A 23,644-nucleotide genomic window follows, 5' to 3' on the forward strand; every position below is an offset into this window, starting at 1 on the left:
GAAATACAGATAGACCACATACAAAGTATTGATAAAAGAAGAAACACGCCGAAAGCGACGTGCTCTTTTCATCTATTTTACTTGTTAATGATCGCGTTAAAGGTTTCGCTTGGGCGCATCAACTTAGAAACCAATGCATCGTCTAGCAGGTAGTAACCGCCCAGCTCTCCTTTCACACCCTGTGCGCTGTTTAGCTCAGCGACGATTTTTTCTTCATGCTCTGACAACGCTTTCGCAATCGGTGCAAACTCAGCAGCGAGATCAGCATCGTCTGTTTGCTCGGCAAGTGCTTTCGCCCAGTAAAGTGCGAGGTAGAAATGACTACCGCGGTTATCTAATTCGCCCACTTTACGTGACGGAGACTTGTTGGTATCTAAAAACTCACCAGTCGCTTTGTCTAGCGTATCCGCCAAAACTTGCGCTTTCGGGCTGTTTGCCACCACACTTAGATGTTCTAGGGATGCAGCTAGTGCTAAGAACTCACCTAAAGAATCCCAACGAAGGTGATTCTCTTTTTCTACTTGTTGAACATGCTTAGGAGCAGAACCACCAGCACCTGTTTCAAATAGACCACCGCCATTCATCAATGGAACGATAGATAGCATCTTAGCTGACGTGCCTAACTCTAGAATTGGGAACAGGTCTGTTAGGTAGTCACGAAGAACGTTACCCGTTACAGAGATAGTATCCAGACCCGCTTTCATACGCTCTAGCGAGTACTTACAAGCATCAACAGGAGATAGGATCTTAATCTCTAGACCGTCAGTATCGTGCTCTGGTAAGTAGGTATTTACTTTCTTAATGAGTTCAGCATCGTGCGCACGGTTTTCGTCTAGCCAGAATACGGCTGGAACACCTGTTGCACGTGCGCGAGTCACTGCTAGTTTAACCCAATCTTGGATTGGTGCGTCCTTCACCTGACACATACGGAAGATATCGCCTTCTTCAACCGCTTGCTCTAACAATACGTTACCCGCAGTATCAACAACGCGAACAGTACCTGCTGCGTCTAGAATGAATGTCTTGTCGTGAGAACCATACTCTTCTGCCTTTTGAGCCATTAATCCAACGTTAGGCACGCTACCCATAGTGGTCGGGTCAAATGCGCCGTGCTCTTTACAGAAATCAATCACCGCTTGGTAAATACCTGCGTAGCTACGATCTGGTATCATCGCTTTGGTGTCTTTTTGTTTACCATCTGGTCCCCACATTTGACCAGAAGAGCGAAGCATTGCTGGCATAGAAGCGTCTACAATAATGTCGCTTGGTACATGTAAGTTGGTGATACCACGATCAGAGTCAACCATCGCAAGTTCTGGTTGAGTTTGGTAAACCGCTTGAATTGCCGCTTCAATTTCTGCTTTTTGCGCTTCAGGTAGAGACTCAATTTTCGAGTAGACATCACCAATGCCATTGTTTACATCAACGCCCAGTTCTTCAAACAGCTTACCGTATTTATCGAAAACGTCTTTGTAGTAAACTTTCACTGCATGGCCGAAAATGACTGGGTCAGAAACCTTCATCATCGTCGCTTTCATATGAAGAGACAGCAGCACGTCTTGTGCTTTCGCTTCAGCAATCTCTTTCTCGAAAAATTCAACCAGCGCCTTCTTCTTCATCACTGAAGTGTCAATGACTTCTTTATCTAGTAATGGGAAAGCCGGCTTAAGCTCTTTAACTGTACCGTCATTACCGACGAACTCGATTTTGACCTCTGTTGCGCCAGAGATGGTTGTCGACTTTTCGCTCCCAAAGAAGTCGTTATCTGACATGCTCGCGACATGAGACTTAGACTCTGATGACCACGCACCCATTGAATGTGGATTTTTCTTCGCGTAGTTCTTAACCGAAGTTGGAGCACGACGGTCTGAGTTACCTTCACGAAGTACTGGGTTAACCGCACTACCTTTGATTTTGTCGTAAGCCGCTTTAATCGCTTTCTCTTCGTACGTGCTCGGCTCTTCTGGGTAGTTTGGTAAATCGTAACCTTTCGCCTGAAGCTCTTTAATCGCCGCTTTAAGCTGAGGAACTGAAGCTGAAATGTTAGGTAGCTTGATGATATTTGCTTCTGGAGTTTGAGCTAGTTCACCAAGCTCTGTCAACGCATCGCCAATGCGCTGTTCTTCTTTTAGATGCTCTGGGAAGTTAGCGATAATTCGACCTGCTAGTGAAATATCACGAGTATCTACATTGATGCCAGACGATGCTGTGAATGATTGAATGATTGGTAGTAATGAATAAGTTGCTAGCGCCGGCGCTTCATCAGTGATGGTGTAGATAATTGTAGGTTTTTCTGTAGGCATGAAATTTCCCTATTTTTTAATCAACTTGTTGGCTGATCAACTCAGCGTCTGAGTTGGTTTAATTGACGCATTGCTGCACGTTAGCAGTACATGTCTCCTCACTAACGCCACATGCGGTTCACACTCTTTGTTGTAGTTTGAAGCTCTGGGCTCTGAATCCATGAGTGCACTGATATAATTAAACAAATAACACGAATTAGTCTATCATTCTGTGCGCGTTTGTTAGTTTTAGGCGCGCAAATCATATCCGATCATGAGAAAACTTAAAACTTTCAAACACAGTTCATTTACATTTTTGCAGGGTAGTTAACATGTCATCTCGTACAGGTCATGAAAAAGGTCGCGGTCGCAATCAATCCCAAACGGGCCGATTTAAACACTCAGGAGCTCGCAATAGCTCAAAGACTCGTACTCAAACAAACCGTCGCCCTGTTCGCTCAGCAAGAAACCAAAAGCCAAAAGTGGATCCAAAAGACCGTAAAGTCATTATATTCAACAAGCCTTACGACACGCTCAGTCAATTTACCGATGGTGATGGTCGCAAAACGTTAGCGGACTATATCCCAATCAAAGATGTCTATGCGGCTGGCCGATTGGACCGAGACAGCGAAGGTTTGATGGTGCTCACTAACGATGGCATCTTGCAGGCGAAGCTCACGCAGCCAAAGTCAAAATCCCCGAAGACTTATTGGGTTCAAGTCGATGGCGCTCCTCTAGAGCAAGATCTTGAAAAATTGAGAAAGGGAGTAGAGCTAAAAGATGGTATGACTCTACCAGCCGAAGTTGAAGTGATTCCAGAACCACAAGTCTGGGATAGAACCCCTCCTGTTCGTTTTCGCGCAAATATCCCTACCACTTGGTTAGCCATTACCATTATTGAAGGAAGAAATCGTCAGGTGCGTCGCATGACTGCGCACATTGGCTTCCCTACTTTGCGCCTCATTCGTCATTCGATGGGTGATATCGTCCTTAAAGACCTAATGCCTGGTGAATGGAGAGAAATCTCTCTCTAATAGGCAGAAAAGATAAAAGCAGGCTTAAAGCCTGCTTTTTAGATTCGTACTTTTTCAGTTAAGCCCTATCTAATGAACTAAGGGATTACTGCTCAGCAAGCCAGTTTTTAAATGCCTCTTTTTCCGCCGGAGACGCTTTCTGGTACATCGTCTTTAATACATCAACCATTGGGCTGTCGTTCGATGCGACTGTTGAACGGGTATCACTACTCTCAACTCGAGGCTCGATATCACTTACTGATTGTTGATGCTGATTCACAGTTACATAACTAACGGCAACACTCGCGATACCGCCAGCAATATTGTAGTTACGAGATTCTTGAGGGTAATTACGACCAATTTGAACACCATCTGACTCTAATACATCTTCGACCAAAGCAATAGGTTGACCTTTGGTGTCCAGCAGTTGCCAATCTAAAGGTGAGATGTTGTTTTGCGCTTGACGAAGAGTTTTAAACTCTGGTAGTTCAAACTTTAGTTTTTCATTTTCAACATCAAACTTAGCGATGATCACGTCACTGTAAACTGTCTTAAGGTTTTCGTTTGTTTCAAAAGCAGGTTGATATTTGAAGACAATTTGGTTAGTTCCGTCGGGGATCTCAATTGTCTTCTCACTAGAGAAAAGTCCCCCCTCAAGTTTTGGCTTCTCCATATTGACGGCCAGTAACTTCACGTCTTCTGGAACCACTAAAGTCGTTGCAGCATAAAGGTTTGTACTGGCAAGAATAGACAACGCCATTGCCACTTTTAATGATAACTGCATAGAGTTTTTCATCCTTATCTTCATAGTAAAAGACCCAGCATATAGCTGGGTCTTACAATATCAAACTGGGTATTGATTACCAGTAGAAACGTGCACCAACACCGAAGTCAGTTTTAGAATCAGTTTCTGCAGTTGTTTTACCAGCTTCTAGCTTATCACCATCAAAATTGTAACCCGCTTCTGCGAATACGCGAGCCCATTTAGAGAACTTGTATTCAACGCCAGCGTAAAACTTAGATTGGTCGCCATCTTTCTTGCCAGATTTGTCAGAAGATGACATTACTAGCTCGTAGCCAGAGTAAAGTGTTGTTTTAGGAGCTACAGCGAACATGCCTGCTAGAGAGATACCGTGAGAATCGATAGTCTCGTTAGCTGCTTTGTCTTCATTTTCGTTGTAGTAGTACGTAGCACCTAGAGTGTGCTCATCTAGAGCGTATTCAGCAGTTACTTCGAAAGATAGGTTCTCAGTGTTGTTACCTTTAGAAGCAATCTTGTTCTCAGAAGAAAGAACGCCAGCGTGTACAGATAGGTCATTGAAAGACTTACCTACGAATACTTCGCGGATTTCTTCGTTTTGATCTTTCTCACCTAGCGCGTAACCAGCTTTTAGCCAGAATGCGTCATTTTCGTAAGCGTATTTAATTTGAGAAGAGTTGTTCCACGCGTGTCCGTAAAGAAGTGCAGAACCACCGAAGAAGTATGAGTAATCAGCTCCGTAGATGTCATCAGCCCAAGTACCTTCTTTACCAAAACGAAGTGTACCCATATCGCCCATGTCGAAGCCAAAGATGTGACGGCGTACGTATACTGAGTCATCAGTACGCTCGCTTGAATCAGCACCTGCACCGTAGTTGTCACCTAGAGCAACACCGATTTCAACTTCACCTAGAACTTTTAGGTTGTCGTTTACAACGTAAACACCATTTACACCCATACGAGAAGAGCTAGTGTTTAGCTCTGCAGTGTGGTCTGTGCTGTCTAGGAATAGAAGAGTTGGACGTAGCTGACCGTAGAAATCTACAGAACCTTCTTCAGATTTGAATACTTCAGCTGCGTTCACTGAAGTTGCAGACGCAACTACAGCTAGTGCTAATAGAGTTTTTTTCATAATTAATCCACTGCCTTTTCTTAGTTCGGGATATCCTTGTCCGGTTCCCTTTTTTATATGTTTGAGATAGAGCGTTAACAAAACGTTATACAGCGCCTTCTCAAAATCTGGAGCTAAGAGTGCAAAAGATTATTCTGGCTGTCAAATTTTCTAAATACCAATGTAAAAAAACAAAAATAACATTTAAAAACAATAGCTTGAAAAGTTTATCTTTATTTATTCGACGAACATCTAATCAATCCTCTTGATTTTTCATAATTTATAAAACCATTAACAATGAGATTTTAAACCCAAAACAAATACTAAAAAACACAATATATAGAATAAAAAACCATACAAATATCATATTTGGAGTTTTATATTTTTCATATAATGAAATTAATTTCATTTAGATAAGGTTCAATATTTTTTTGTGAAGAAGATCTACATTCCTCATAAAAGCATTCCGTTTTGTGAACTACTGTACAACTAGTGATGTGTGCTACTATTCGCCTCCAACGCATTTGAGGCCCGTATGCTGACCAGTAACATTCAAAAATCGATTCGTAATAGCTATCAAAACCTGCAAGATCAACTTGATAACTTTGTACCTAGAAGAGCACAAAACTACCTTGTTGCAGAGATTGCAAAAACGCTGTGCGGTCAGTACCACAAATCTAACCGAATACTGGTTGCAGAAGCAGGGACTGGAATTGGTAAGTCGCTCTCCTATCTAATGGCTGCCATCCCCGTGGCTGTACATAACAATAGAAAAGTGGTTATCTCAACGGCGACCGTAGCTCTGCAAGAGCAGCTCATAAATAAAGACCTCCCTCTTTTTCGTCGGATTACCGACCGAGAGTTTTCTTTTATTTTGGCAAAAGGCCGTCAACGCTATTGTTGTGCAGAAAAACTTGCTTCAGCTTGTGGTGCTGATGGTGGTCAGTTAGCCATGTTCGAAACCAAGCCTAAGCAAAAAGATATAGAGCTGTTGGAAACAATGCATCGCTCTCTTGCGCAAGGTAAATGGGATGGTGACCGTGATTCTTGGCCTAAAACCATCGATGATAAGCTTTGGCAACTGATTGTCAGTGATAAACACAGTTGCAATAACAGTCTACCGGGCCATCGCGGCTGTCCATTTCAAAAAGCGCGCTCGGAGCTGGATAAGAATGATGTCATCATTGCGAACCACTCTCTCGTCATGGCAGACGCAGACTTGGGGGGCGGAGTAATCTTACCTGAGCCAGAAAACACGATATACGTCTTTGACGAGGCACATCACTTACCTCACGTCGCCCGCGATCATGCTTCAGCATCTGCGAGCTTAAAAGGTGCGGCAGCATGGCTTGAGAAGTTAAATCAGTCGATTAGCAAGTTTTCGTCGCTCGCAGACGAGAAGCGCGTAGCTCGATTTCGCAACGACCTTCAAGACGCGGTTCAGAACTTGATACCAGCACTGGCTCAACTGCCTAAACAGTTCGATCCAGCTCAATTTGAAGAGAGTATCTACCGCTTTGAGCACGGTGAACTACCAGAATGGCTAGAGAACCAATCCAAAGAGTTAAAGCAGTTCAGTAAAAAAGCAAATCAAAGTGTGGCAAAAATTGCCGACCTTATTGCGGAAAGAGTAAAAGATGGGGAGCTTACGACAAGATTGGCTGAACCAGCGCTTGCAGAACTCGGCTTCTACATTCAAAGGTTAGAAAACCTAGCGCAAGTCTGGCACTTGATGGCTGAGCCAACTCGTGAAAAAGGTGCGCCTTTGGCTCGCTGGTTAGAAACCCACCCCGATCGCGAGGGTGATTTCATTGTGAGTGTTTCTCCGCTTGAAATTGGATGGCAACTCGACCAACAAATTTGGAGCAGGTGCATTGGCGCCATTTTAGTTTCCGCAACGATGCGTGCATTAAACTCCTTCCATTACTTTTGCCATCAGGTTGGTATTGATGGAAAACCAGAATCAGGCACACCGTTTTTAGCGCTTGCGTCACCATTCGATTACCAAAACCAGGCAGAATTGCTCATCCCTGCGATGAAATATGAACCACCAGCGCCTCAATTTACTGAATATCTTATTGAGATATTGCCTAAGTACTTGGAAGACAAGAAAGCCAACTTAGTATTATTCTCATCCTATTGGCAGATGAACCAAGTTGCGAAGGCGCTGTCTTCGGAGTTCATAAAAAAAGGCTGGGCGTTGCAAGTTCAAGGTGAAAGCTCACGTCAAGAAATTCTAAAAAAACATAAAAAGCTAATAGAATCAAATAAAACCAGCATCTTATTTGGTACTGGCAGTTTCTCTGAGGGGCTAGATTTACCTGGCGCATTACTTGAAAACTTGGTGATTACAAAAATTCCATTTGGTGTTCCAACCTCCCCTGTCGAACAGGCTCACTCCGAATATATCGAGAAAAAAGGAGGGAACCCGTTTATGCAAATAACTGTACCTGACGCAAGCAAAAAGCTGATCCAGAGCGTAGGTCGCTTACTGCGTAAAGAGAGAGATTCTGGTAGAGTAACGATTCTTGATCGACGCCTAGTCACTAAGCGATACGGACAAGCCTTAATCGACTCACTACCTCCATTTAAACGTAAAATAGAATATTAGAAGAATCACCATTTATGGAAATGATTGAGCCAACTATGTTGTTGGTGTTGGCGCTTGTCGCTTTTGTCGCTGGATTTATTGATGCAGTTGCCGGTGGTGGTGGCATGCTAACCGTACCTGCTCTACTATCGTTGGGCTTGCCGCCCCATATTGCACTAGGCACCAATAAACTTGCGGCTACCTTTGCCTCTTCTACTGCGGCATTTACGTACTACAAGAAACGTTTATTCAAGCCTCAATGCTGGGGAAGAGCATTTGTAGCGACGCTTGTCGGAGCAACATTAGGTACCCTACTTGTGGACGCGATTAGCACGGATTGGCTAGAAAAAGGGTTACCTCTTGTTATTTTAGCGGCGGCGTTATACACCGTCTTCCATAAAACACCACACTCTCCTCATCAAAGTCCAATTCCCGAGCCTTGCCCAAAACTTCATAGAAAACAGTACATGCAAGGATTATCCATAGGGTTCTATGACGGGCTCGCAGGGCCTGGAACTGGGGCTTTTTGGACGGTCAGTTCAATGGCTCTGTATCGGCTGAATATCTTGCTCGCCTCTGGCTTAGCAAAAGCAATGAACTTTACCAGCAACTTTACCTCTTTGATTACGTTTGCAGTCCTCGGTCATATCAACTGGGTGCTAGGCTTAACAATGGGGGTATGTTTAATGGCTGGCGCTTTTGTTGGCGCGCATTCCGCCATTCGGTTTGGTTCTAAATTCATTCGCCCTGTATTTGTTACTGTCGTCAGTATACTGGCCATAAAATTGGCTTATGACGCATGGTTTGTAGGTTTGTCATGAACATTTCTCAACTCCAGGAAAACCTAGAACAAATGGCGAAGCAAGCCGCTGTTCTTGACCGTCAAAGAGGCGAACACCATGTTCCGCTTTTTGATGAGCGCTTATTTGGTTGTCGCTCTCGCTTACTTACTCCTTGCGTAAAAGAAGCAAAAGCCACGCTGGATGCGATTGTGCGTGAGCAAAATGAAGGTAAGCTCACCGCTTTGCGTGCTGAGTACCTCACTGAACGGTTAGTAGCGCAAATAGGTGCGATTCAACGCGAGATTTCTACCACCAAAATTCGCAAGAATGAGATCAAACATAGCAGCCATTTCCGCAAGCCTATTAACGTGCTTTATCAGGAACTCGCTCAACACCAAGAGTGGGCAAGACGCTTGCGCGAAATGGTGTTAGAAAAAGAACGTGCTGTCGAAAGCGCTCCGAGTTTTATGCGTGCCGAAGCTCAAAAAGTGTTACTAGCAACCGAGCAACGTTTAGCGCGTTGTGAAGCAGCACTTCTTAAGCTAGAGAACCAAATTACACATAGGGAAAAACATCAATAATGGCTGACCAACCAACCTCGCCTTTAGATGACGCACCTGAAGAGATCAAACTGGCTGTCGATTTAATCTATTTGCTTGAGAGCAATGAGATAGATCCAGAAGTTGCGCTTAACGCTTTGAAGATCGTGCAAAATGACTTAGAAAACAAATTAAAAGCAAAGTAGCTCAGAGCGTTTCACTCCTTTCACGAGACTCATTTTCAGTGCTCTTACACAATGATACTATTCATAAAAAAGTACGCCCCCAAAAGGATAAATAATGAAAGTAATCAGCTTTAACATCAATGGACTACGTGCGCGACTGCACCAACTCCAAGCGCTAATCGACAAACACCAACCTGATGTGATTGGTCTTCAGGAAATTAAAGTTCACGATGAAGCATTCCCGATTGAAGCTGTCGAAGCCATGGGCTACAAAGTGTATTTCCATGGTCAAAAAGCACATTACGGCGTAGCAATGCTTTGTAAGCAAGAGCCTCTACACGTACAAAAAGGGTTCCCGACGGATAACGAAGAGCACCAAAAGCGAATGATCATGGCAACGTTTTTAAATGAAAACGGCGAGAAGGTCACTGTGCTAAACGGCTACTTCCCTCAAGGGGATAACATCAGCCACGAAACAAAATTCCCATACAAACGTCAGTTTTATAAAGATCTGATGACCTACCTAAACGATCATCACAATAGTGACGAGCAATTGATTGTTATGGGTGACATCAACATCAGCCCTATTGATGCAGATATCGGTATCGGCGAACCAAACCGTAAGCGTTGGCTAAAAACAGGTAAATGTTCATTCCAACCGGAAGAGCGCGAATGGCTGAAAACCTTGCTAGATTGGGGCTTTGAGGACACCTTCCGCAAGCTATATCCAGAAGTGAACGATCAATTCTCGTGGTTTGATTATCGCTCTCGCGGATTTGATGATAACCGAGGTCTACGAATTGATGTCATTTTGGCGACCCCTTCTCTCGCGCAAAAATGTATTGAGTCGGGTATCGATTATGAATTGCGCGGTATTGAAAAACCTTCAGACCACGCTCCAATTTGGTCGACGTTCAAGTAATACATAACTGAGCAATAAGCGGGACTCAACGCTAAGCTTAACCCATGAAAAAGGGAGACTCTGTCTCCCTTTTTCATGCAAGTTACTTTCTACTCAGCTAGTTCTGCGGCCAAACCGTTTGACCATCAACACTGACTGGCGTTTGAGCAAATTCGTTCAGACAGTAGCCGGTATTGCTGCTTGCAAAGTAAGTGAGCGGCATCGGCGGTAGATTCAGCGCCACAACCTGCTGTTTCGCTTTTTCTGCGAACGAGAAGCCCCACATATCTAAATAGCTCGTCATGTCTCGCTGAGAGATGTAGCTCAGAGCAATAAGCAACCAGTCGTTGTTTGAGATGCTATTTGCCTCTTCACGAGAGTAGTTGGCGAAACCAATACTCAATCGTCTCTCATTCCAAAGCGCATCATCCGATTTTAAGCGGTTAAACTCACGTTCAATCAGGTGCAATCGCGCCAATAAATGCCAACCATTTTGCAGTACACCTTCATGCTGCGTCGCCATCATCATTTGAATGTAAACGCGAGCTCCCCAACTCCAACCAGTTTGATTTTGCGCTGCCATGTAAGCGTTTGGATCCGCTTGAGTTCGGCTTGCTTGCAATAATTCAAACTGGCCTTTGAAATCCAAACTTTGGCAAGTTGAAACTTTCCCCGTATTCTGGAAGAAACGAGACTTACTGTAATACGAGTAGTAATTGGTCGTTGAATGCCCTTCCCAGCCTGCAAATCGGAATCGACCTTTTTCCAAGCCATGACCAAGCTCATGTAAATCACCGTGACCGAGTGGGCTGAATGACCAGTAAGCATCGTATGGGTTACCAGAACAACCGTAACCACACGTCGCTTGGTCAGCGTTCATATGCTTCACCATATCAATATTGGCGATTTCCCAACCTTGATTTTTGGCATACTGGATAATTTCCGGAACCTCATCGATCCCCGGCCCTTGGAAACCAGCCAAGACATGTGGGTAGTTATGAACATACTCTTCTGTCGCTAGCGCCATTTCAGCTGGTGTCGACCACATCTCATCGTTGACAGATTCAAGCATTTTGTCACGTTTAGAGTGTACCTCAAATCCAGGCGTGATCAGTTCAGCCCAATCGAACAAATTCGCTTCAAGCTCCTGAATAAACGCATCGTTATCCTTTTCACTTCTCCATACAGGGTGTTGCGCTACATGGCTAAATGTTAGAGCTACTGGTACATCATTATTGTTAAAGTGAACCTGGATAGGCCCGCCATAAGGTGAAGTCAGCGTGATGGTTTCACCCGGCTTCACCTCATAGGCGAAAGAAGTCAGCATTTTTGGTCGCGTGTATCCATCTTTGCTGAACTCATGAGTTGCGCCACTTCTTAAACTGTTGATGACAATTTTAGTCGTCACTTCATTACTGTCATTGCGCGTGACCGTAAAGGTCTCCCCAGGAAGCGCATACACACCAGCAGAGCGGAAGTTACGCTTTGATTCCATATTAATCGTTGCGCTGATTCTCTTTACTTCAGGGCTAAACTCACTACGGCTGAAGTTCCCCATATTTGGTTGTTTTGGGTTCACGCTTCGGCTGTTGTATTGTACGTAATCGGCAAAATACGATTTTAGGAATTCGGTCGTTTGGGTTGATTGTTTGTCCATTGGGAACACAGCCGTTTGACGATAGTGATCAGCCAGCAATACCATGAGTTTTTCGTATTGGTAGCCATCTTGATTAAACAAATCTACTTTTTGTTCATCAAGCTTTTTCAACCGATGGCGAATACTGTTTGCCCCTGCATAAAATTGACTTTCCATATTCGCAGTGTCAGGACAAGATTTGTCATCACACTGTGACAAGTCAACATTGAAGTTTTGAGATTCAAAACGAGACAACAGCGCTTGTTGCGTAGCAACAGAGTCTGGCACGAAGTTCATGAGTGATGAAGGCGCCCAATCAACCAAGCCTAACTTACGCCAATAGTTATCTCCCACATAATCAACATGGAATTTTTCCAAAATGTCTCGGCCAAGTTCAGTTAGTCCTCCATCCCAATGCAGGTATAGAACAGGAATTTGGGCTTGCTCAGCGTATGCCAGAGCATCGAGTACTTGTTGGTTGGTGTCGCCAGATTGCAGATGCTGTGACAAGATCAATAAGTTTGGAGTATTGGTTTGCAAGCAGCTAAGTAGCTTCGAGCCATCGCATAGGTTGGCCTCGTTAAACGCCAACTCTTGTGAAACATTGTCTTTCAGCCAATTCCGAGTCGCTTGCTCATCAGGGAAGTAATAAGACTGATCCATTTGCGCGATGACAACGTTTGAAGTAGTTCCGCCTGACAACCAAGTGACCAGGTTGCTTAGCCATTGAGTCATCGCTGCATTCGAAGACTCGGGAAAGCGTTGTGCCGTTCTAAATGGGTTACTACCTAATAGCGCATAACGTTGACCATTAGCTTTTTCTCCAGCAACGCCAATTGACAACGCCTGATCTTTATAACCGCTAGCCATGGCCTTGTTGGTCATCAAGATTGTGTCGTTGAACCCATACTGAGGTGCCAAGATCGCTGCATCATGGGTTGGATCCCAATAAAGGCCAGAAAGGTTTTTCGCAATTGCGGATTTGATCGTATTCGACTGTTTCTTGTGCCCTTCCACAACTTGCCGACTTTCTCGGATGAAATCGTTCGGGTCAGAAACGAGCAGTGCATTACCAGTTTCCAGAGCTTGTTGAACTGGAGCTGGCGTTGGTTTTACTTGAGCATTAGATTGTGACTCTCCCTCTCCCCCACCACATCCAGTGGCAACGGCGGCAAGGCCCAACGATAGAATTGTTTTTTTCATTTTTTACTTACTAAACAATGGGTTTATCAAATATTAATGTAAGTACATGAATAAAAAGAAATAGTCTTTTGTATCGGTAGGAAAAATAGGAATGAAGATAACAAAATCATCAAAAAGCAATGGTACCCATTTCGATACCATTGCTGACACTAATTATTAACTTAAAGGACGTAGGTATGCCAAGAAGCGCTTCTCTGCCACTTTAAAGCACCACAAGATCATAAACGTCAGTGCCATGTAGAACAGCCCCGCCGTAAGGAAAGATTCAAATGGCGCATAGTAACGTGAGTTAACTAAGCGCGCAGCGCCAGTTAGATCCATAATGGTAACGATACCCGCGACCGCACTACCGTGCAGCATGAAAATCACTTCGTTAGAATAAGCTGGTAATGCTCGACGCAGTGCACTCGGCAAGATAATACGTCTGTATGTCATAAACTTACTCATCCCATACGCTTTGGCAGCTTCTACTTCACCTTTGGGCAAGCCATTAATCGCACCACGAATAATTTCTGCTGTATAAGCCGACGTATTAAGAATAAAAGCGACTAAAGCACAAAACCAGGCGTTTTCCCACAAGGTATCTTTCACAGGAAAGAACTGATCCATACCGTAATAAATCAAATACAACTGGACCAACAACGGTGTTCCACGGAAAAAGTAAATGAATCCCCAAGAAGGTAAGCTAAAGGCATAATTCGCACTATTACGTGCCACAGCTAATGGAATCGAGACACACAAACCGATAACCAACGCTAATCCTACCAGCCAAACTGTCGTCCAAAGTCCCTGAAGATAAGTTGGGAAGCTTTCAATAATCAAAGAAAAATCCATAACTTACCTCGCATGAATACTGAACTTACGCTCAACAAGCTTGAGTAGCCCGGTCGAAACGCTGGTAAAAAACAGAAAGATGAGCGCGACAGCCATGTAAAAGGTAAACGGCATTTTCGTCGTACCTGCCGCCAACGAGCTCATTCTCACCATGTCATCCAGGCCGATGATGGAAACTAACGCTGTGGTCTTGAGTAACACTAACCAGTTATTACCAAATCCAGGTAATGCATGACGAATCATCTGAGGCAGTAAGATTCTTCTAAACGATAAGGCTGAGCTCATACCATAAGCTTTCGCCGCTTCTAGTTCACCTTTGTCCACCGCCATGATCGCTCCGCGAAAAGTCTCCGCCATGTAGGCACCAAAGATAAAACCAATCGTGAGTACACCTGCAATAAATGGGCTGACATCAATATAGTCGGGTAAGTAAGACGTCCATTCATGGTTTGGATCACTCGAAGCAAACCACTCATTGAGCGTTTCGTTAATGGAGTACAGGCTATTGTTTAAAAGTATTTGTCCACCAAAGAAAATCAGCATCATCAGAACCAAATCTGGAATGCCGCGAATGACGGTGGTGTAAAGAGTGGCAATCGCCCTTGCCCATTTGTAAGGCGCTAACTTAGCTAATGCGCCAAGCATACCTAAGATCACCGCAAGAAGGAGTGAAAGCACTGCAACTTCTATCGTTACTAAAGCCCCTTTTAAAATCGAAGCTTCGTATCCTTGTAAATCTAGCATAGGTGAGTTCCTAATCCCTAAACTCAAAAAATCGACCGTTGACTACTTCTAGGAACAAGCCAACGGTCGCTTAATTACGGTTTATTCACCGTACACATCGTAGTTAAAGTATTTACCAGCAATTTCTTGATAAACACCTTTCTCACGTAGTGAAATTATCGCCGCGTCCAATTTCTTCGTTAGATCTTTATCTTGTTTACGCACGGCAATACCAAAACCTTCACCGAACCACTTAGGATCGGTCAATGACGGACCAACAAACTCGTACGCGTCGCCGCCCGCTTTATTAAGCACACCTTCTTCTAGAGCAGAGGCGTCGCCCAATACAGCGGCAACACGACCATTGGCTAAATCTAGGTAAGCCTCATCAAAAGAACCGTAACGAACAATTTCTACTTTATCGCCATAGTTATCTGTCAGATATTTGTCGTGTGTTGTTGCACGTTGAACGGCGATTTTCTTGCCATCTAGGTTGTCAAAATCCAGATTCGCACCCTTCTTGGCAATAAATTTGTTTGGAATCAGTGCGTATTTGCCAGTGAAATCGACTTTCTTCTTACGCTCTTCAGTAATAGACATCGCAGCGATGATTGCGTCGTACTTACGCGCTAATAGAGAAGGAATGATGCCATCCCAATCTTGCGCGACAATCTTACATTTCACTTGCATTTCCTCACAAAGCGCGTTGGCCATGTCTACGTCGAAGCCTTTAAGAGAACCATCCGTTTCTGTCCAGCTAAACGGAGGGTAAGCACCCTCAATGCCGAAGCGAACTGTTTTCCATTCTTTCGCTTGAGCGACACCTGATACTGCCGTTGCAGCGATCGTTGCTGCTAATAACCACTTTTTCATTTCCATACTCCTGTGATTGCTATTTTATTTCGTTTTGTTTGTTGTGCTGGCTTAGGAGGCAATAGTCTGCCGCCTAAAAATATTAGTAAATGGATGAGATAAACTGCTGTAATCGTTCTGAATCCGGGTTTGTAAATAGCTTAGCTGGATTTCCCTGTTCTTCCACTAAGCCTTGATGCAAGAACATCACATGGTTTGATACGTCTCGCGCAAACGCCATTTCGTGCGTGACCACCAGCATGGTTCGTCCTTCATCTGCCAAATCTCTCATTACCCCTAATACTTCCCCAACAAGTTCTGGGTCAAGCGCAGAGGTTGGCTCGTCAAACAACATCACTTCAGGGTCAACTGCTAGCGCACGGGCAATAGCGGCACGTTGCTGCTGACCGCCAGATAAGTGTCCAGGATAATAGTCTTTACGCTCATATAGGCCTACTTTCTTAAGCAAGACTTCTGCGTTTTCAATCGCTTGGGCTTTTGGTACGCCTAGAACATGAACAGGGGCTTCAATCACGTTTTCTAGTACTGTCAGGTGTGACCATAAGTTGAAACCTTGGAACACCATCGCTAGACGTGAGCGAATACGTTGCACTTGCTTTTCATTAGCAGGAACGGATTCCCCTGCTCGGTTGTTCTTCATTTGGATTAATTCACCATTCACCCAAATTTCGCCTGCGGTAGGCGTTTCTAGCAAGTTGATACATCGAAGAAAGGTACTCTTACCAGAACCGGAAGAGCCAATGATGGAGATGACATCTCCTTTGTGCGCGGCAAGAGAAATTCCCTTGAGAACTTCATTTTGTCCAAATGTTTTGTGCAGGTCTTTTATATCTAGCGCTGGTACATCATTCATGCGCTCTACTCCCTGTGTTTTTGTCACTGCAATTAAGGGACTCCGCCCTCTCTAATTCGGAACAAATTAGCACCACCCCTAGAAAGTTGCAACAAATTATTAACCTAAATAAATCGAATAGATAGATACGATAGACAAATTAATATGCAATATATAGCAACATATTCTTTTATTCGTGAATATAGACCACAAAAAAGCCCCTCAAGCGAGGGGCTAAATAATGAATATTTTTAACAATTATCGTGACAACTTAGTATATTTAAGGGTTCGGATGTCAGTATCATGCCTCGCTCTTTGGCTTGGTTTTACGACCAATGCAACAGTGTCTTCGTCTTCATATTGCGCCATTAAGTTTTGCACCTGCGCTTCTGACAAACTGTCGTACTCATAAGCATCCACAGACAAAGTTTCAGGGGTAGCTGAGGAAAGCCCCGTTTGAGTCAAATCTGGAATCACCAGTTGTGACCCCGCCGGTTTACCAATAATTACGTGCTCTAGCGTTTTGATTGTAGGTGAACTAACACTTTGAGTATACTTCGCGCGGACAACTAACTCGTTCGAAGAGTCCACTCCCGTGATTCGCACAACTCCATTTACTCCAGAGTTGATAATAGAGGGCTTAACATCGTAAGTCTGCAATGAGTCCGGCAATTTGACATCGAGAGAACCTAAGATTCCGCCTACAGTTTTAAATTTCCAACCTGTCGTTAACGTGCCATAAGCTTGGTAGTGATAATTATTATCAAGGCTTGATATAGGGAACGACTCTTCCGTAGCAACATCTGGCGTAAACCAAGAGTAACTGTATGAACCTTTACTTAGACTAATGTTTAGAGACTCAAGATTTGATGTTGGAGCAAATAGGTTTGTCCAATCCAAATCTGTATCAATAGTTTCCAGTACTGCTATGGAAGGCGCAGACTCAGAGCCTAATTTACTCGTAAATTCATAACCAGAAAGTTTTCCATTAAGGATACCTTTAACAAGAACTGATTCATCGCCGAGTTTTTCAACTTCCTTAGAGTTAGATGTATCGATGCTATTGCCCTCTTGGGAAGACAAAAATTGGTAACTATCAGCTTGCACGTTTAGTGTTGATGCTAAGATGTAACCTTTTTGAGGAACAGGTGTAGCATCTGCTGAATAACATTTGTCAACTTGCGGTCTTTTGACTTGTATAAGTTGCGACTCAAGATACTCTTTTTGGATAGATAACGCTTTATAGAAAGGGTCACTATCACTCGGAGAATCTATAACCGTAACATAGCTATTAGCCTCCAAAGGATACTTATCAATAGTTAGAACCCCATTAGTATCAGGGTGTTTAGTATCGATGACATTGCCCTTCGAATCATGGATATAAACTGTTACATCGCTAGCCTTTCGCGCATACGTATATGTCGTAATGTTATCTTTCTGTACTTTATCGAAAATAGTGCAAGTAGCAGATTTATCAGTTGTAGTTGTCACTTTCTGAATAAAAGTAAGAGTGACATAGTCGGACGGAGTACCACCACCGCCGCCACCGCCACCGCCGCCACAACCGACCATTAACCCTGAGATGATTGCCACTAGTGGCAGTACTTTAAGCTGTTTCATGTCTTTTTCCTAAACTGAGCGGCAATGATTAGCCAAAAAATCGTCTTTGCTCTGTAGAAAGCAAGAATAAAGCCAGCTTTATATAATCATCATGAATATTGATATTTACCCCGAATCCCTCGAACGATAAGAGCAACAAATTCTAATTTTATGCAACTTGTGTAATGAAATTACACAAGATTTCACCATCTCATTCGCATGCCAGAAACTTTCTGTAGTTTTATTTCACAACCATTCTTAAAGTGATCTAAATCAATCACCCTAAATGGCTATCTTGCTAGACTCCTGCCAAAAGATGAGGATTTTTTTGTGCCTCAACACAATAAGTTATTAGCTATGCTTAGGCACAATGTCGACGTGTAACAAATCTAATAATAGCTAGCATAAGCGTGCCGCAGGATGCGGATTAACACAATTGAATGAAGAATTCATAACTTTTAAATATATGAGGAATCTATGTCAGACGCAGTTAACAAAACGCACTCTGATTCAGATATCGAGACCAAGAGCTACCGTGAGCTTCATCGTCCAGCATCTGAGTTCGCAAGCCGTTCAGACTACCTAGACCACGAACTACAAATTATGAAGCCGCGTCGTTTCGGCTTAAACTTGCCAGGTCGTGACTTCCGTTTTGAACTTGAAGATCTTGTTCCAGCACTTGCCGGTACGATTGGTATTATCGCGATGTACTCTGCGGTAATGATGTCTTGGGCTGAAGGCCTAACTGCCGCATGGGACCATGTTAACCTGGGCAAAGATTTCGCCATCGAAGTTGCCCGTGTAGAGATGCTCATCCCTGCACTTCTTTTCTGTGTACTTGCTTCTGGCTTTATTAACCCTAAAGCCAACCTAGCAGGTAACCACGGCCCAATGATCCCTCTTATTGGTACCATCGCGCTTGCTGGTGCTCACCCTCTTGCATTGGCAATTCTTATTGGTGTGTTTGGTTTAATTCTGAGCCTGTTAAAAGGTGGTTCAAAACTGGTTAACCTCACCTCTGAAGGTACGGCTGGTGGCCTTCTCATCTTCTTGGGTTTAACCGGAACGATGAGCCAAATTAATTCCATTCAAGCTTGGGCTGTTGGTTTGCAATCCGACACAGTTGCCGCAGGTAGCATGGGTTACATCGGTCTAATCGTTCTTGCGGTTACCATTGGCCTGTACGCGTTTCTTGCTAAAGTGAACAAACGCTGGCTAGCAATCCCTGTTTGTGCCTTCACTGGCCTTGCAATCGCACTTGTTCTTGGCGCAGGCTTCGATATTAAATTCGTAACCGAGACGGGTCTTCCAAACCTAAACCCAATCTACTGGTGGGGTTCAACAGAAGAAGGTTGGATGCTTGGTCTTCCTAATATGGAACACTTCATCGCTTCTCTACCATTCGCAATTCTTGCTGTAGCAATGTGGTCTCCTGACTTCTTGGGTCACCGCATCTTCCAAGAAATGAACTACCCACGTAAGAGTGAAAAAGTACTGATGGACGTTGATGACACAATGACAATGTGTTCTGTGCGCCAAATGGTCGGTACCGCTGTCGGTGGTGGTAACATCACATCATCTTGGGGGACTTACATGATCCCTGCAGCAATCGCGAAGCGCCCTATTCCTGGCGGTGCAATCTTACTAGGTTCTCTATGTATTATTGTTGCAATCCTTGGTTTCCCTATGGATGTTGCAGTATGGCCACCAGTTATGCGCGTTGCTCTTCTCGTTGGTGTCTCTCTACCACTACTTGAAGCAGGCATGCAGATGGTGAAAGACTCAAAAGATTCACAAGCAGCAGGCATCTGTATCTTTGGTTCAGCAGTCGTTAACCCTGTTCTAGCTTGGGCACTAACTATGCTTTTAGATAACAACGGCTTAATTGGTGATAAAGAGCGCGCGTCTCGCTTGTCGTTTGTAGACAAGATTGTGATCCCAGTAAGCGTACTTATTATCTGTTTAGTTGCTATGCTTGCAGTTGGTATGCTTGAAGGCCAATATGGCATCCAAGCTTGGCTGTAAAGCTGACAGTTCAGAAAATGTGTGGGTAGCGCTAGTCGCTACCCCATTTTTATCGAGATTTTTGAGGATTTATTGATTTAGTTTAAGGTTTGCAAAAAAATTTTAGTTTAACCTCTAACTGTTGCTTAAAAAGAGAAACGTTAAAACTAGTGACAATATTTATAGTTTTGTAACTCGAACATTTAAATTTAAGACTATAAATATTGTTATTCATAAGAGTGTACTGTTCCCCTCTTTAACTTGGGGATAGCTGGCTCAACGGCGAAGCAGTACGTATTTTTTTCTACTAAAAAGGTAGGTATGTCATGGCAGAGCAATTTGCTAAAGCTTGGGAAGGTTTTGCTGCAGGCGACTGGCAAAACGAAGTAAACGTTCGTGATTTCATTCAGAAGAACTACACTCCGTACGAAGGCGACGAATCTTTCCTAGTTTCTGAAGGTACTGAAGCGACTAACAAGCTTTGGGCTAAGGTAATGGAAGGCATCAAACAAGAGAACGCGACTCACGCTCCTGTTGATTTTGATACTTCAGTTATCTCTACCATCACTGCTCACGATGCAGGCTACATCGAAAAAGACCTAGAAACTATCGTAGGTCTTCAAACTGACGCTCCTCTAAAACGTGCGATCATCCCTAACGGTGGTATCCGTATGGTTGAAGGCTCATGCAAAGCCTACAACCGCGAGCTTGACCCACAAGTTAAGAAAATCTACACAGAATACCGTAAAACTCACAACCAAGGCGTTTTCGACATCTACACTCCACAAATCATGGCGTGTCGTAAGTCTGGCGTATTGACTGGTCTTCCTGATGCATACGGTCGTGGTCGTATCATCGGTGACTACCGTCGTGTTGCTCTATACGGTATTGATTTCCTAATGAAGGATAAATTCGCACAGTTCTCTTCTCTACAAGAGCGTTTCGAGAACGGCGAAGACCTACAAATGACAATGCAGCTTCGTGAAGAGATCGCAGAGCAACACCGTGCTCTAGGTCAAATCAAAGAAATGGCTGCAAAATACGGTTGTGACATTTCTCGTCCTGCTGAAACTGCACAAGAAGCTATCCAGTGGACTTACTTCGGTTACCTAGCTGCTGTTAAATCTCAAAACGGCGCGGCAATGTCTCTAGGCCGTACTTCTACGTTCCTAGACATCTTCATCGAGCGCGATATCGCTGCTGGCCGCATCACAGAAGAACAAGCTCAGGAAATGATCGACCACTTCGTAATGAAACTACGTATGGTTCGTTTCCTACGTACTCCTGAGTACGATGATCTATTCTCTGGCGACCCTATCTGGGCAACTGAGTCTATGGGTGGTATGGGTCTTGACGGTCGTACGCTAGTTACTCGTACAAACTTCCGTTTCCTAAACTCACTATACACAATGGGTCCTTCTCCAGAGCCAAACATCACTGTTCTTTGGTCTGAGCAACTACCTGAAGGCTTCAAGAAGTTCTGTGCGAAAGTGTCTATCGATACTTCTTCAATCCAGTACGAAAACGACGACCTAATGCGTCCAGACATGAACTCTGACGACTACGCAATCGCATGTTGTGTATCTCCAATGGTTGTTGGTAAGCAAATGCAGTTCTTTGGTGCTCGTGCTAACCTTGCGAAAACTATGCTTTACACCATCAACGGTGGTGTGGATGAGAAGCTAAAAATCCAAGTTGGTCCACAAATGCCGAAGATCGAAGGCGATGTACTGAACTACGATGAGTTGTGGGAGAAAATGGACCACTTCATGGATTGGCTAGCGAAGCAATACGTGACTGCACTAAACGCTATCCACTTCATGCACGACAAGTACAGCTACGAAGCGGCACTAATGGCTCTACATGACCGTGACGTTAAACGTACTATGGCTTGTGGTATTGCTGGTCTATCTGTTGCGGCTGACTCTCTGTCTGCAATCAAATACGCAAAAGTTAAGCCAATCCGTGACGAAGACGGTCTAGCAATCGACTTCGAAATCGAAGGTGATTACCCTAAATTTGGTAACAACGACCCACGCGTTGATGATATCGCATGTGAACTTGTTTCTGTATTTATGGGCAAAATCCGTAAGCTTAAGACTTACCGTGATGCAATCCCTACTCAGTCAATTCTTACTATCACTTCAAACGTGGTTTACGGTAAAAAAACTGGTAACACACCTGACGGTCGTCGTGCTGGTGCTCCATTTGCTCCAGGTGCTAACCCAATGCACGGTCGCGATGAGAAAGGTGCCGTAGCATCACTAACTTCAGTTGCAAAACTGCCGTTTGCTGACGCACAAGATGGTATCTCTTACACATTCTCTATCGTACCTAATGCACTAGGTAAAGATGAGGGTTCACAACGCGCTAACCTAGCTGGCCTGATGGATGGTTACTTCCACCACGAAGCGGGTATCGAAGGTGGTCAACACCTAAACGTGAACGTTCTTAACCGCGAAACTCTAGAAGACGCTGTTAAGCACCCAGAGAAATACCCTCAGCTAACAATCCGTGTATCTGGTTACGCTGTTCGCTTTAACTCTCTAACTGCAGAGCAACAAGCTGACGTAATCGCACGTACATTCACAGAGTCTCTATAAGACTTTAGCGAAGTAACGTTTTAGTGATACAACAAAGGCTGATGCTTAGAAGCATCAGCCTTTTTTTATTTCTTGAATGAAAGTTGTGATATTACGAAAGATTTTGCCCACATTCTTACGTATGATGCGAAAAAAGTTAGTAAATAAAGTATATGAAACTCAGTAAATTAATTGTTCTTACTCTTCTTTCTCCAGTTGCGATGGCATCCACTAAGTCTACGGTCTCTTTTACACTCGACAATGATGGTATTTTCGGCGTCGACCAAGACTACACAAATGGTATTTTTCTTTCCTACGCAACAGGCCAACTGAAACAAGAAAGCCAATGGAAATGGCTGAGTCTGGCAGACTCAGTACACGCCAATATCGATAAAATAGAGTTGGTTCTTGGCCACAAAATGTGGACTCCAAGCGACATTGAAGCGGATTACCCACTGGTCAATGATCGCCCATATGCGGGTTATCTACATACTGAGATCAACTATCTTTCTTTGACTGATGATAAGGCCGTCCGCTACAACTTCACCATCGGTGCAACAGGTGAAAGTTCGCTTTCAGAAAAAGCGCAAGAAATCGTTCACGGCATAACAGGCTCGACTGACCCACAAGGTTGGGATTACCAGATCGACGATAAAGTAGCGTTTAGCCTTGGCTACCGCGTATTTAATAAATTGATGCGCAGCGAAGAACAAAAAACGCAATGGGAAATCACCAACATTAACGACATCAATGCGGGTAACTTCCGTAGTGATGTCTCTCAAGGCGTCATGTTTCGTTGGGGTACAAACCTAGCAAGCAGCATCGGAGCCGCCAATATTAGTGTTGAGAGCCCGTTCTCAGCGAGTATGCTCGCACAGGATACTTCAAGCTGGTTCTTATTTACGGGGTTTGAAGGTCGTTACCGTTTCAATGACATGACCATCGAAGGTGATCGCCCTGGTATTCCTGAGCCATCCGCGCCATACGACGTCACACTGCAAAATTGGCAAGCAAGCGCCGTAGCGGGTGCAACTTGGTATAACCAAAATTACGGTGCAAGCCTAACCTTTACGATAAAAACGCCAGATTATGAAGAATCCCAAACTGATATTTATGGGACAGGCTCCTTCTCTGTGTTCGCCTTTTTCTAAAAGCTGACTTATCCCTGTATCCGCACCAATCTAAATACGAGGCA

At 44.0% G+C, this 23,644-nt stretch carries 18 protein-coding genes; 9 read left to right on the forward strand and 9 right to left on the reverse strand.

What is annotated here, in order from left to right; all coding sequences use genetic code 11:
• Positions 1 to 77: 77 nt before the first annotated feature.
• Positions 78 to 2,303: an NADP-dependent isocitrate dehydrogenase gene (locus LIX84_RS19715; protein ID WP_226422013.1), complete on the reverse strand. Its 2,226-nt coding sequence runs from the start codon at positions 2,301 to 2,303 to the stop codon at positions 78 to 80.
• Between the two features lie 311 nt (positions 2,304 to 2,614).
• On the opposite strand from LIX84_RS19715, the gene LIX84_RS19720 reads away from it, so the two are divergent.
• Positions 2,615 to 3,316 (forward strand): pseudouridine synthase, encoded by a 702-nt coding sequence (locus LIX84_RS19720; RefSeq protein WP_085343558.1) that lies wholly within the window; start codon positions 2,615 to 2,617, stop codon positions 3,314 to 3,316.
• A gap of 85 nt (positions 3,317 to 3,401) precedes the next feature.
• Here the strand turns inward: LIX84_RS19720 and LIX84_RS19725 are convergent, their stop codons facing one another.
• On the reverse strand, positions 3,402 to 4,079 hold the full coding sequence (locus LIX84_RS19725) for a DUF2057 family protein (RefSeq protein WP_012841993.1): 678 nt from the start codon (positions 4,077 to 4,079) through the stop codon (positions 3,402 to 3,404).
• A gap of 76 nt (positions 4,080 to 4,155) precedes the next feature.
• Positions 4,156 to 5,187, reverse strand: coding sequence for a porin (locus LIX84_RS19730; protein WP_006742133.1), 1,032 nt, complete (start codon positions 5,185 to 5,187; stop codon positions 4,156 to 4,158).
• 514 nt (positions 5,188 to 5,701) lie between these two features.
• Here LIX84_RS19730 and dinG point away from each other — a divergent pair.
• The 5 genes from dinG (at position 5,702) to xthA (ending at position 10,184) form a co-directional block, all read left to right on the forward strand.
• Positions 5,702 to 7,777, forward strand: a complete 2,076-nt coding sequence (gene dinG / locus LIX84_RS19735) for an ATP-dependent DNA helicase DinG (protein WP_226422014.1) — start codon at positions 5,702 to 5,704, stop codon at positions 7,775 to 7,777.
• 14 nt (positions 7,778 to 7,791) lie between these two features.
• Positions 7,792 to 8,577 carry a sulfite exporter TauE/SafE family protein gene (locus tag LIX84_RS19740; RefSeq protein ID WP_005390688.1) on the forward strand — a complete coding sequence of 262 codons (786 nt, stop codon included), beginning with the start codon at positions 7,792 to 7,794 and terminating at the stop codon, positions 8,575 to 8,577.
• On the forward strand, positions 8,574 to 9,119 hold the full coding sequence (locus tag LIX84_RS19745; RefSeq protein WP_048626180.1) for a primosomal replication protein: 546 nt from the start codon (positions 8,574 to 8,576) through the stop codon (positions 9,117 to 9,119). The genes LIX84_RS19740 and LIX84_RS19745 overlap by 4 nt, the downstream gene beginning before the upstream one ends.
• Positions 9,119 to 9,283, forward strand: coding sequence for a pleiotropic regulatory protein RsmS (gene rsmS, locus LIX84_RS19750; protein WP_005378432.1), 165 nt, complete (start codon positions 9,119 to 9,121; stop codon positions 9,281 to 9,283). The genes LIX84_RS19745 and rsmS overlap by 1 nt, the downstream gene beginning before the upstream one ends.
• A 94-nt stretch (positions 9,284 to 9,377) precedes the next feature.
• Positions 9,378 to 10,184: an exodeoxyribonuclease III gene (gene xthA, locus LIX84_RS19755; protein ID WP_048626179.1), complete on the forward strand. Its 807-nt coding sequence runs from the start codon at positions 9,378 to 9,380 to the stop codon at positions 10,182 to 10,184.
• Between the two features lie 97 nt (positions 10,185 to 10,281).
• Here the strand turns inward: xthA and LIX84_RS19760 are convergent, their stop codons facing one another.
• From LIX84_RS19760 to LIX84_RS19785, 6 genes are all read right to left on the reverse strand, one after another.
• A complete protein-coding gene (locus tag LIX84_RS19760; RefSeq protein WP_226422015.1) occupies positions 10,282 to 13,002 on the reverse strand; it encodes an ImpA family metalloprotease in 2,721 nt (906 codons plus the stop codon).
• 156 nt (positions 13,003 to 13,158) lie between these two features.
• Positions 13,159 to 13,836 (reverse strand): ABC transporter permease, encoded by a 678-nt coding sequence (locus tag LIX84_RS19765; RefSeq protein WP_053807157.1) that lies wholly within the window; start codon positions 13,834 to 13,836, stop codon positions 13,159 to 13,161.
• A 3-nt stretch (positions 13,837 to 13,839) separates the two neighbouring features.
• Positions 13,840 to 14,580: an ABC transporter permease gene (locus tag LIX84_RS19770; RefSeq protein ID WP_006742137.1), complete on the reverse strand. Its 741-nt coding sequence runs from the start codon at positions 14,578 to 14,580 to the stop codon at positions 13,840 to 13,842.
• Positions 14,581 to 14,661: 81 nt separating this feature from the next.
• A complete protein-coding gene (locus LIX84_RS19775; RefSeq protein WP_012841998.1) occupies positions 14,662 to 15,432 on the reverse strand; it encodes an ABC transporter substrate-binding protein in 771 nt (256 codons plus the stop codon).
• A gap of 82 nt (positions 15,433 to 15,514) precedes the next feature.
• Positions 15,515 to 16,285 (reverse strand): ABC transporter ATP-binding protein, encoded by a 771-nt coding sequence (locus LIX84_RS19780; RefSeq protein ID WP_005378438.1) that lies wholly within the window; start codon positions 16,283 to 16,285, stop codon positions 15,515 to 15,517.
• 237 nt (positions 16,286 to 16,522) lie between these two features.
• Positions 16,523 to 17,884, reverse strand: coding sequence for a hypothetical protein (locus LIX84_RS19785; protein ID WP_020840322.1), 1,362 nt, complete (start codon positions 17,882 to 17,884; stop codon positions 16,523 to 16,525).
• Positions 17,885 to 18,340: 456 nt separating this feature from the next.
• Between LIX84_RS19785 and LIX84_RS19790 the strand changes: the two genes are divergently transcribed.
• The 3 genes from LIX84_RS19790 to LIX84_RS19800 all read left to right on the forward strand — a co-directional run bounded on the left by LIX84_RS19790 (position 18,341) and on the right by LIX84_RS19800 (position 23,600).
• Positions 18,341 to 19,888 (forward strand): DUF3360 family protein, encoded by a 1,548-nt coding sequence (locus LIX84_RS19790; RefSeq protein WP_005390668.1) that lies wholly within the window; start codon positions 18,341 to 18,343, stop codon positions 19,886 to 19,888.
• Between the two features lie 305 nt (positions 19,889 to 20,193).
• Positions 20,194 to 22,470 (forward strand): formate C-acetyltransferase, encoded by a 2,277-nt coding sequence (gene pflB / locus LIX84_RS19795; protein ID WP_005390666.1) that lies wholly within the window; start codon positions 20,194 to 20,196, stop codon positions 22,468 to 22,470.
• A gap of 152 nt (positions 22,471 to 22,622) precedes the next feature.
• Positions 22,623 to 23,600 carry a lipid A deacylase LpxR family protein gene (locus tag LIX84_RS19800; protein ID WP_226422016.1) on the forward strand — a complete coding sequence of 326 codons (978 nt, stop codon included), beginning with the start codon at positions 22,623 to 22,625 and terminating at the stop codon, positions 23,598 to 23,600.
• Positions 23,601 to 23,644 lie beyond the last annotated feature (44 nt).

It is taken from the genome of Vibrio sp. E14 (assembly GCF_020515785.1).
GTDB classification, from domain to species: Bacteria; Pseudomonadota; Gammaproteobacteria; order Enterobacterales; family Vibrionaceae; genus Vibrio; species Vibrio diabolicus.

Bases quoted from the DNA above. Each gene is read 5' to 3' on its own strand.
- LIX84_RS19715 (WP_226422013.1), bottom strand. From the start codon at position 2,303: ATGCCTACAGAAAAACCTACAATTATCTACACCATCACTGATGAAGCG.
- LIX84_RS19720 (WP_085343558.1), top strand. From the start codon at position 2,615: ATGTCATCTCGTACAGGTCATGAAAAAGGTCGCGGTCGCAATCAATCC.
- LIX84_RS19725 (WP_012841993.1), bottom strand. From the start codon at position 4,079: ATGCAGTTATCATTAAAAGTGGCAATGGCGTTGTCTATTCTTGCCAGT.
- LIX84_RS19730 (WP_006742133.1), bottom strand. From the start codon at position 5,187: ATGAAAAAAACTCTATTAGCACTAGCTGTAGTTGCGTCTGCAACTTCA.
- dinG (WP_226422014.1), top strand. From the start codon at position 5,702: ATGCTGACCAGTAACATTCAAAAATCGATTCGTAATAGCTATCAAAAC.
- LIX84_RS19740 (WP_005390688.1), top strand. From the start codon at position 7,792: ATGGAAATGATTGAGCCAACTATGTTGTTGGTGTTGGCGCTTGTCGCT.
- LIX84_RS19745 (WP_048626180.1), top strand. From the start codon at position 8,574: ATGAACATTTCTCAACTCCAGGAAAACCTAGAACAAATGGCGAAGCAA.
- rsmS (WP_005378432.1), top strand. From the start codon at position 9,119: ATGGCTGACCAACCAACCTCGCCTTTAGATGACGCACCTGAAGAGATC.
- xthA (WP_048626179.1), top strand. From the start codon at position 9,378: ATGAAAGTAATCAGCTTTAACATCAATGGACTACGTGCGCGACTGCAC.
- LIX84_RS19760 (WP_226422015.1), bottom strand. From the start codon at position 13,002: ATGAAAAAAACAATTCTATCGTTGGGCCTTGCCGCCGTTGCCACTGGA.
- LIX84_RS19765 (WP_053807157.1), bottom strand. From the start codon at position 13,836: ATGGATTTTTCTTTGATTATTGAAAGCTTCCCAACTTATCTTCAGGGA.
- LIX84_RS19770 (WP_006742137.1), bottom strand. From the start codon at position 14,580: ATGCTAGATTTACAAGGATACGAAGCTTCGATTTTAAAAGGGGCTTTA.
- LIX84_RS19775 (WP_012841998.1), bottom strand. From the start codon at position 15,432: ATGAAAAAGTGGTTATTAGCAGCAACGATCGCTGCAACGGCAGTATCA.
- LIX84_RS19780 (WP_005378438.1), bottom strand. From the start codon at position 16,285: ATGAATGATGTACCAGCGCTAGATATAAAAGACCTGCACAAAACATTT.
- LIX84_RS19785 (WP_020840322.1), bottom strand. From the start codon at position 17,884: ATGAAACAGCTTAAAGTACTGCCACTAGTGGCAATCATCTCAGGGTTA.
- LIX84_RS19790 (WP_005390668.1), top strand. From the start codon at position 18,341: ATGTCAGACGCAGTTAACAAAACGCACTCTGATTCAGATATCGAGACC.
- pflB (WP_005390666.1), top strand. From the start codon at position 20,194: ATGGCAGAGCAATTTGCTAAAGCTTGGGAAGGTTTTGCTGCAGGCGAC.
- LIX84_RS19800 (WP_226422016.1), top strand. From the start codon at position 22,623: ATGAAACTCAGTAAATTAATTGTTCTTACTCTTCTTTCTCCAGTTGCG.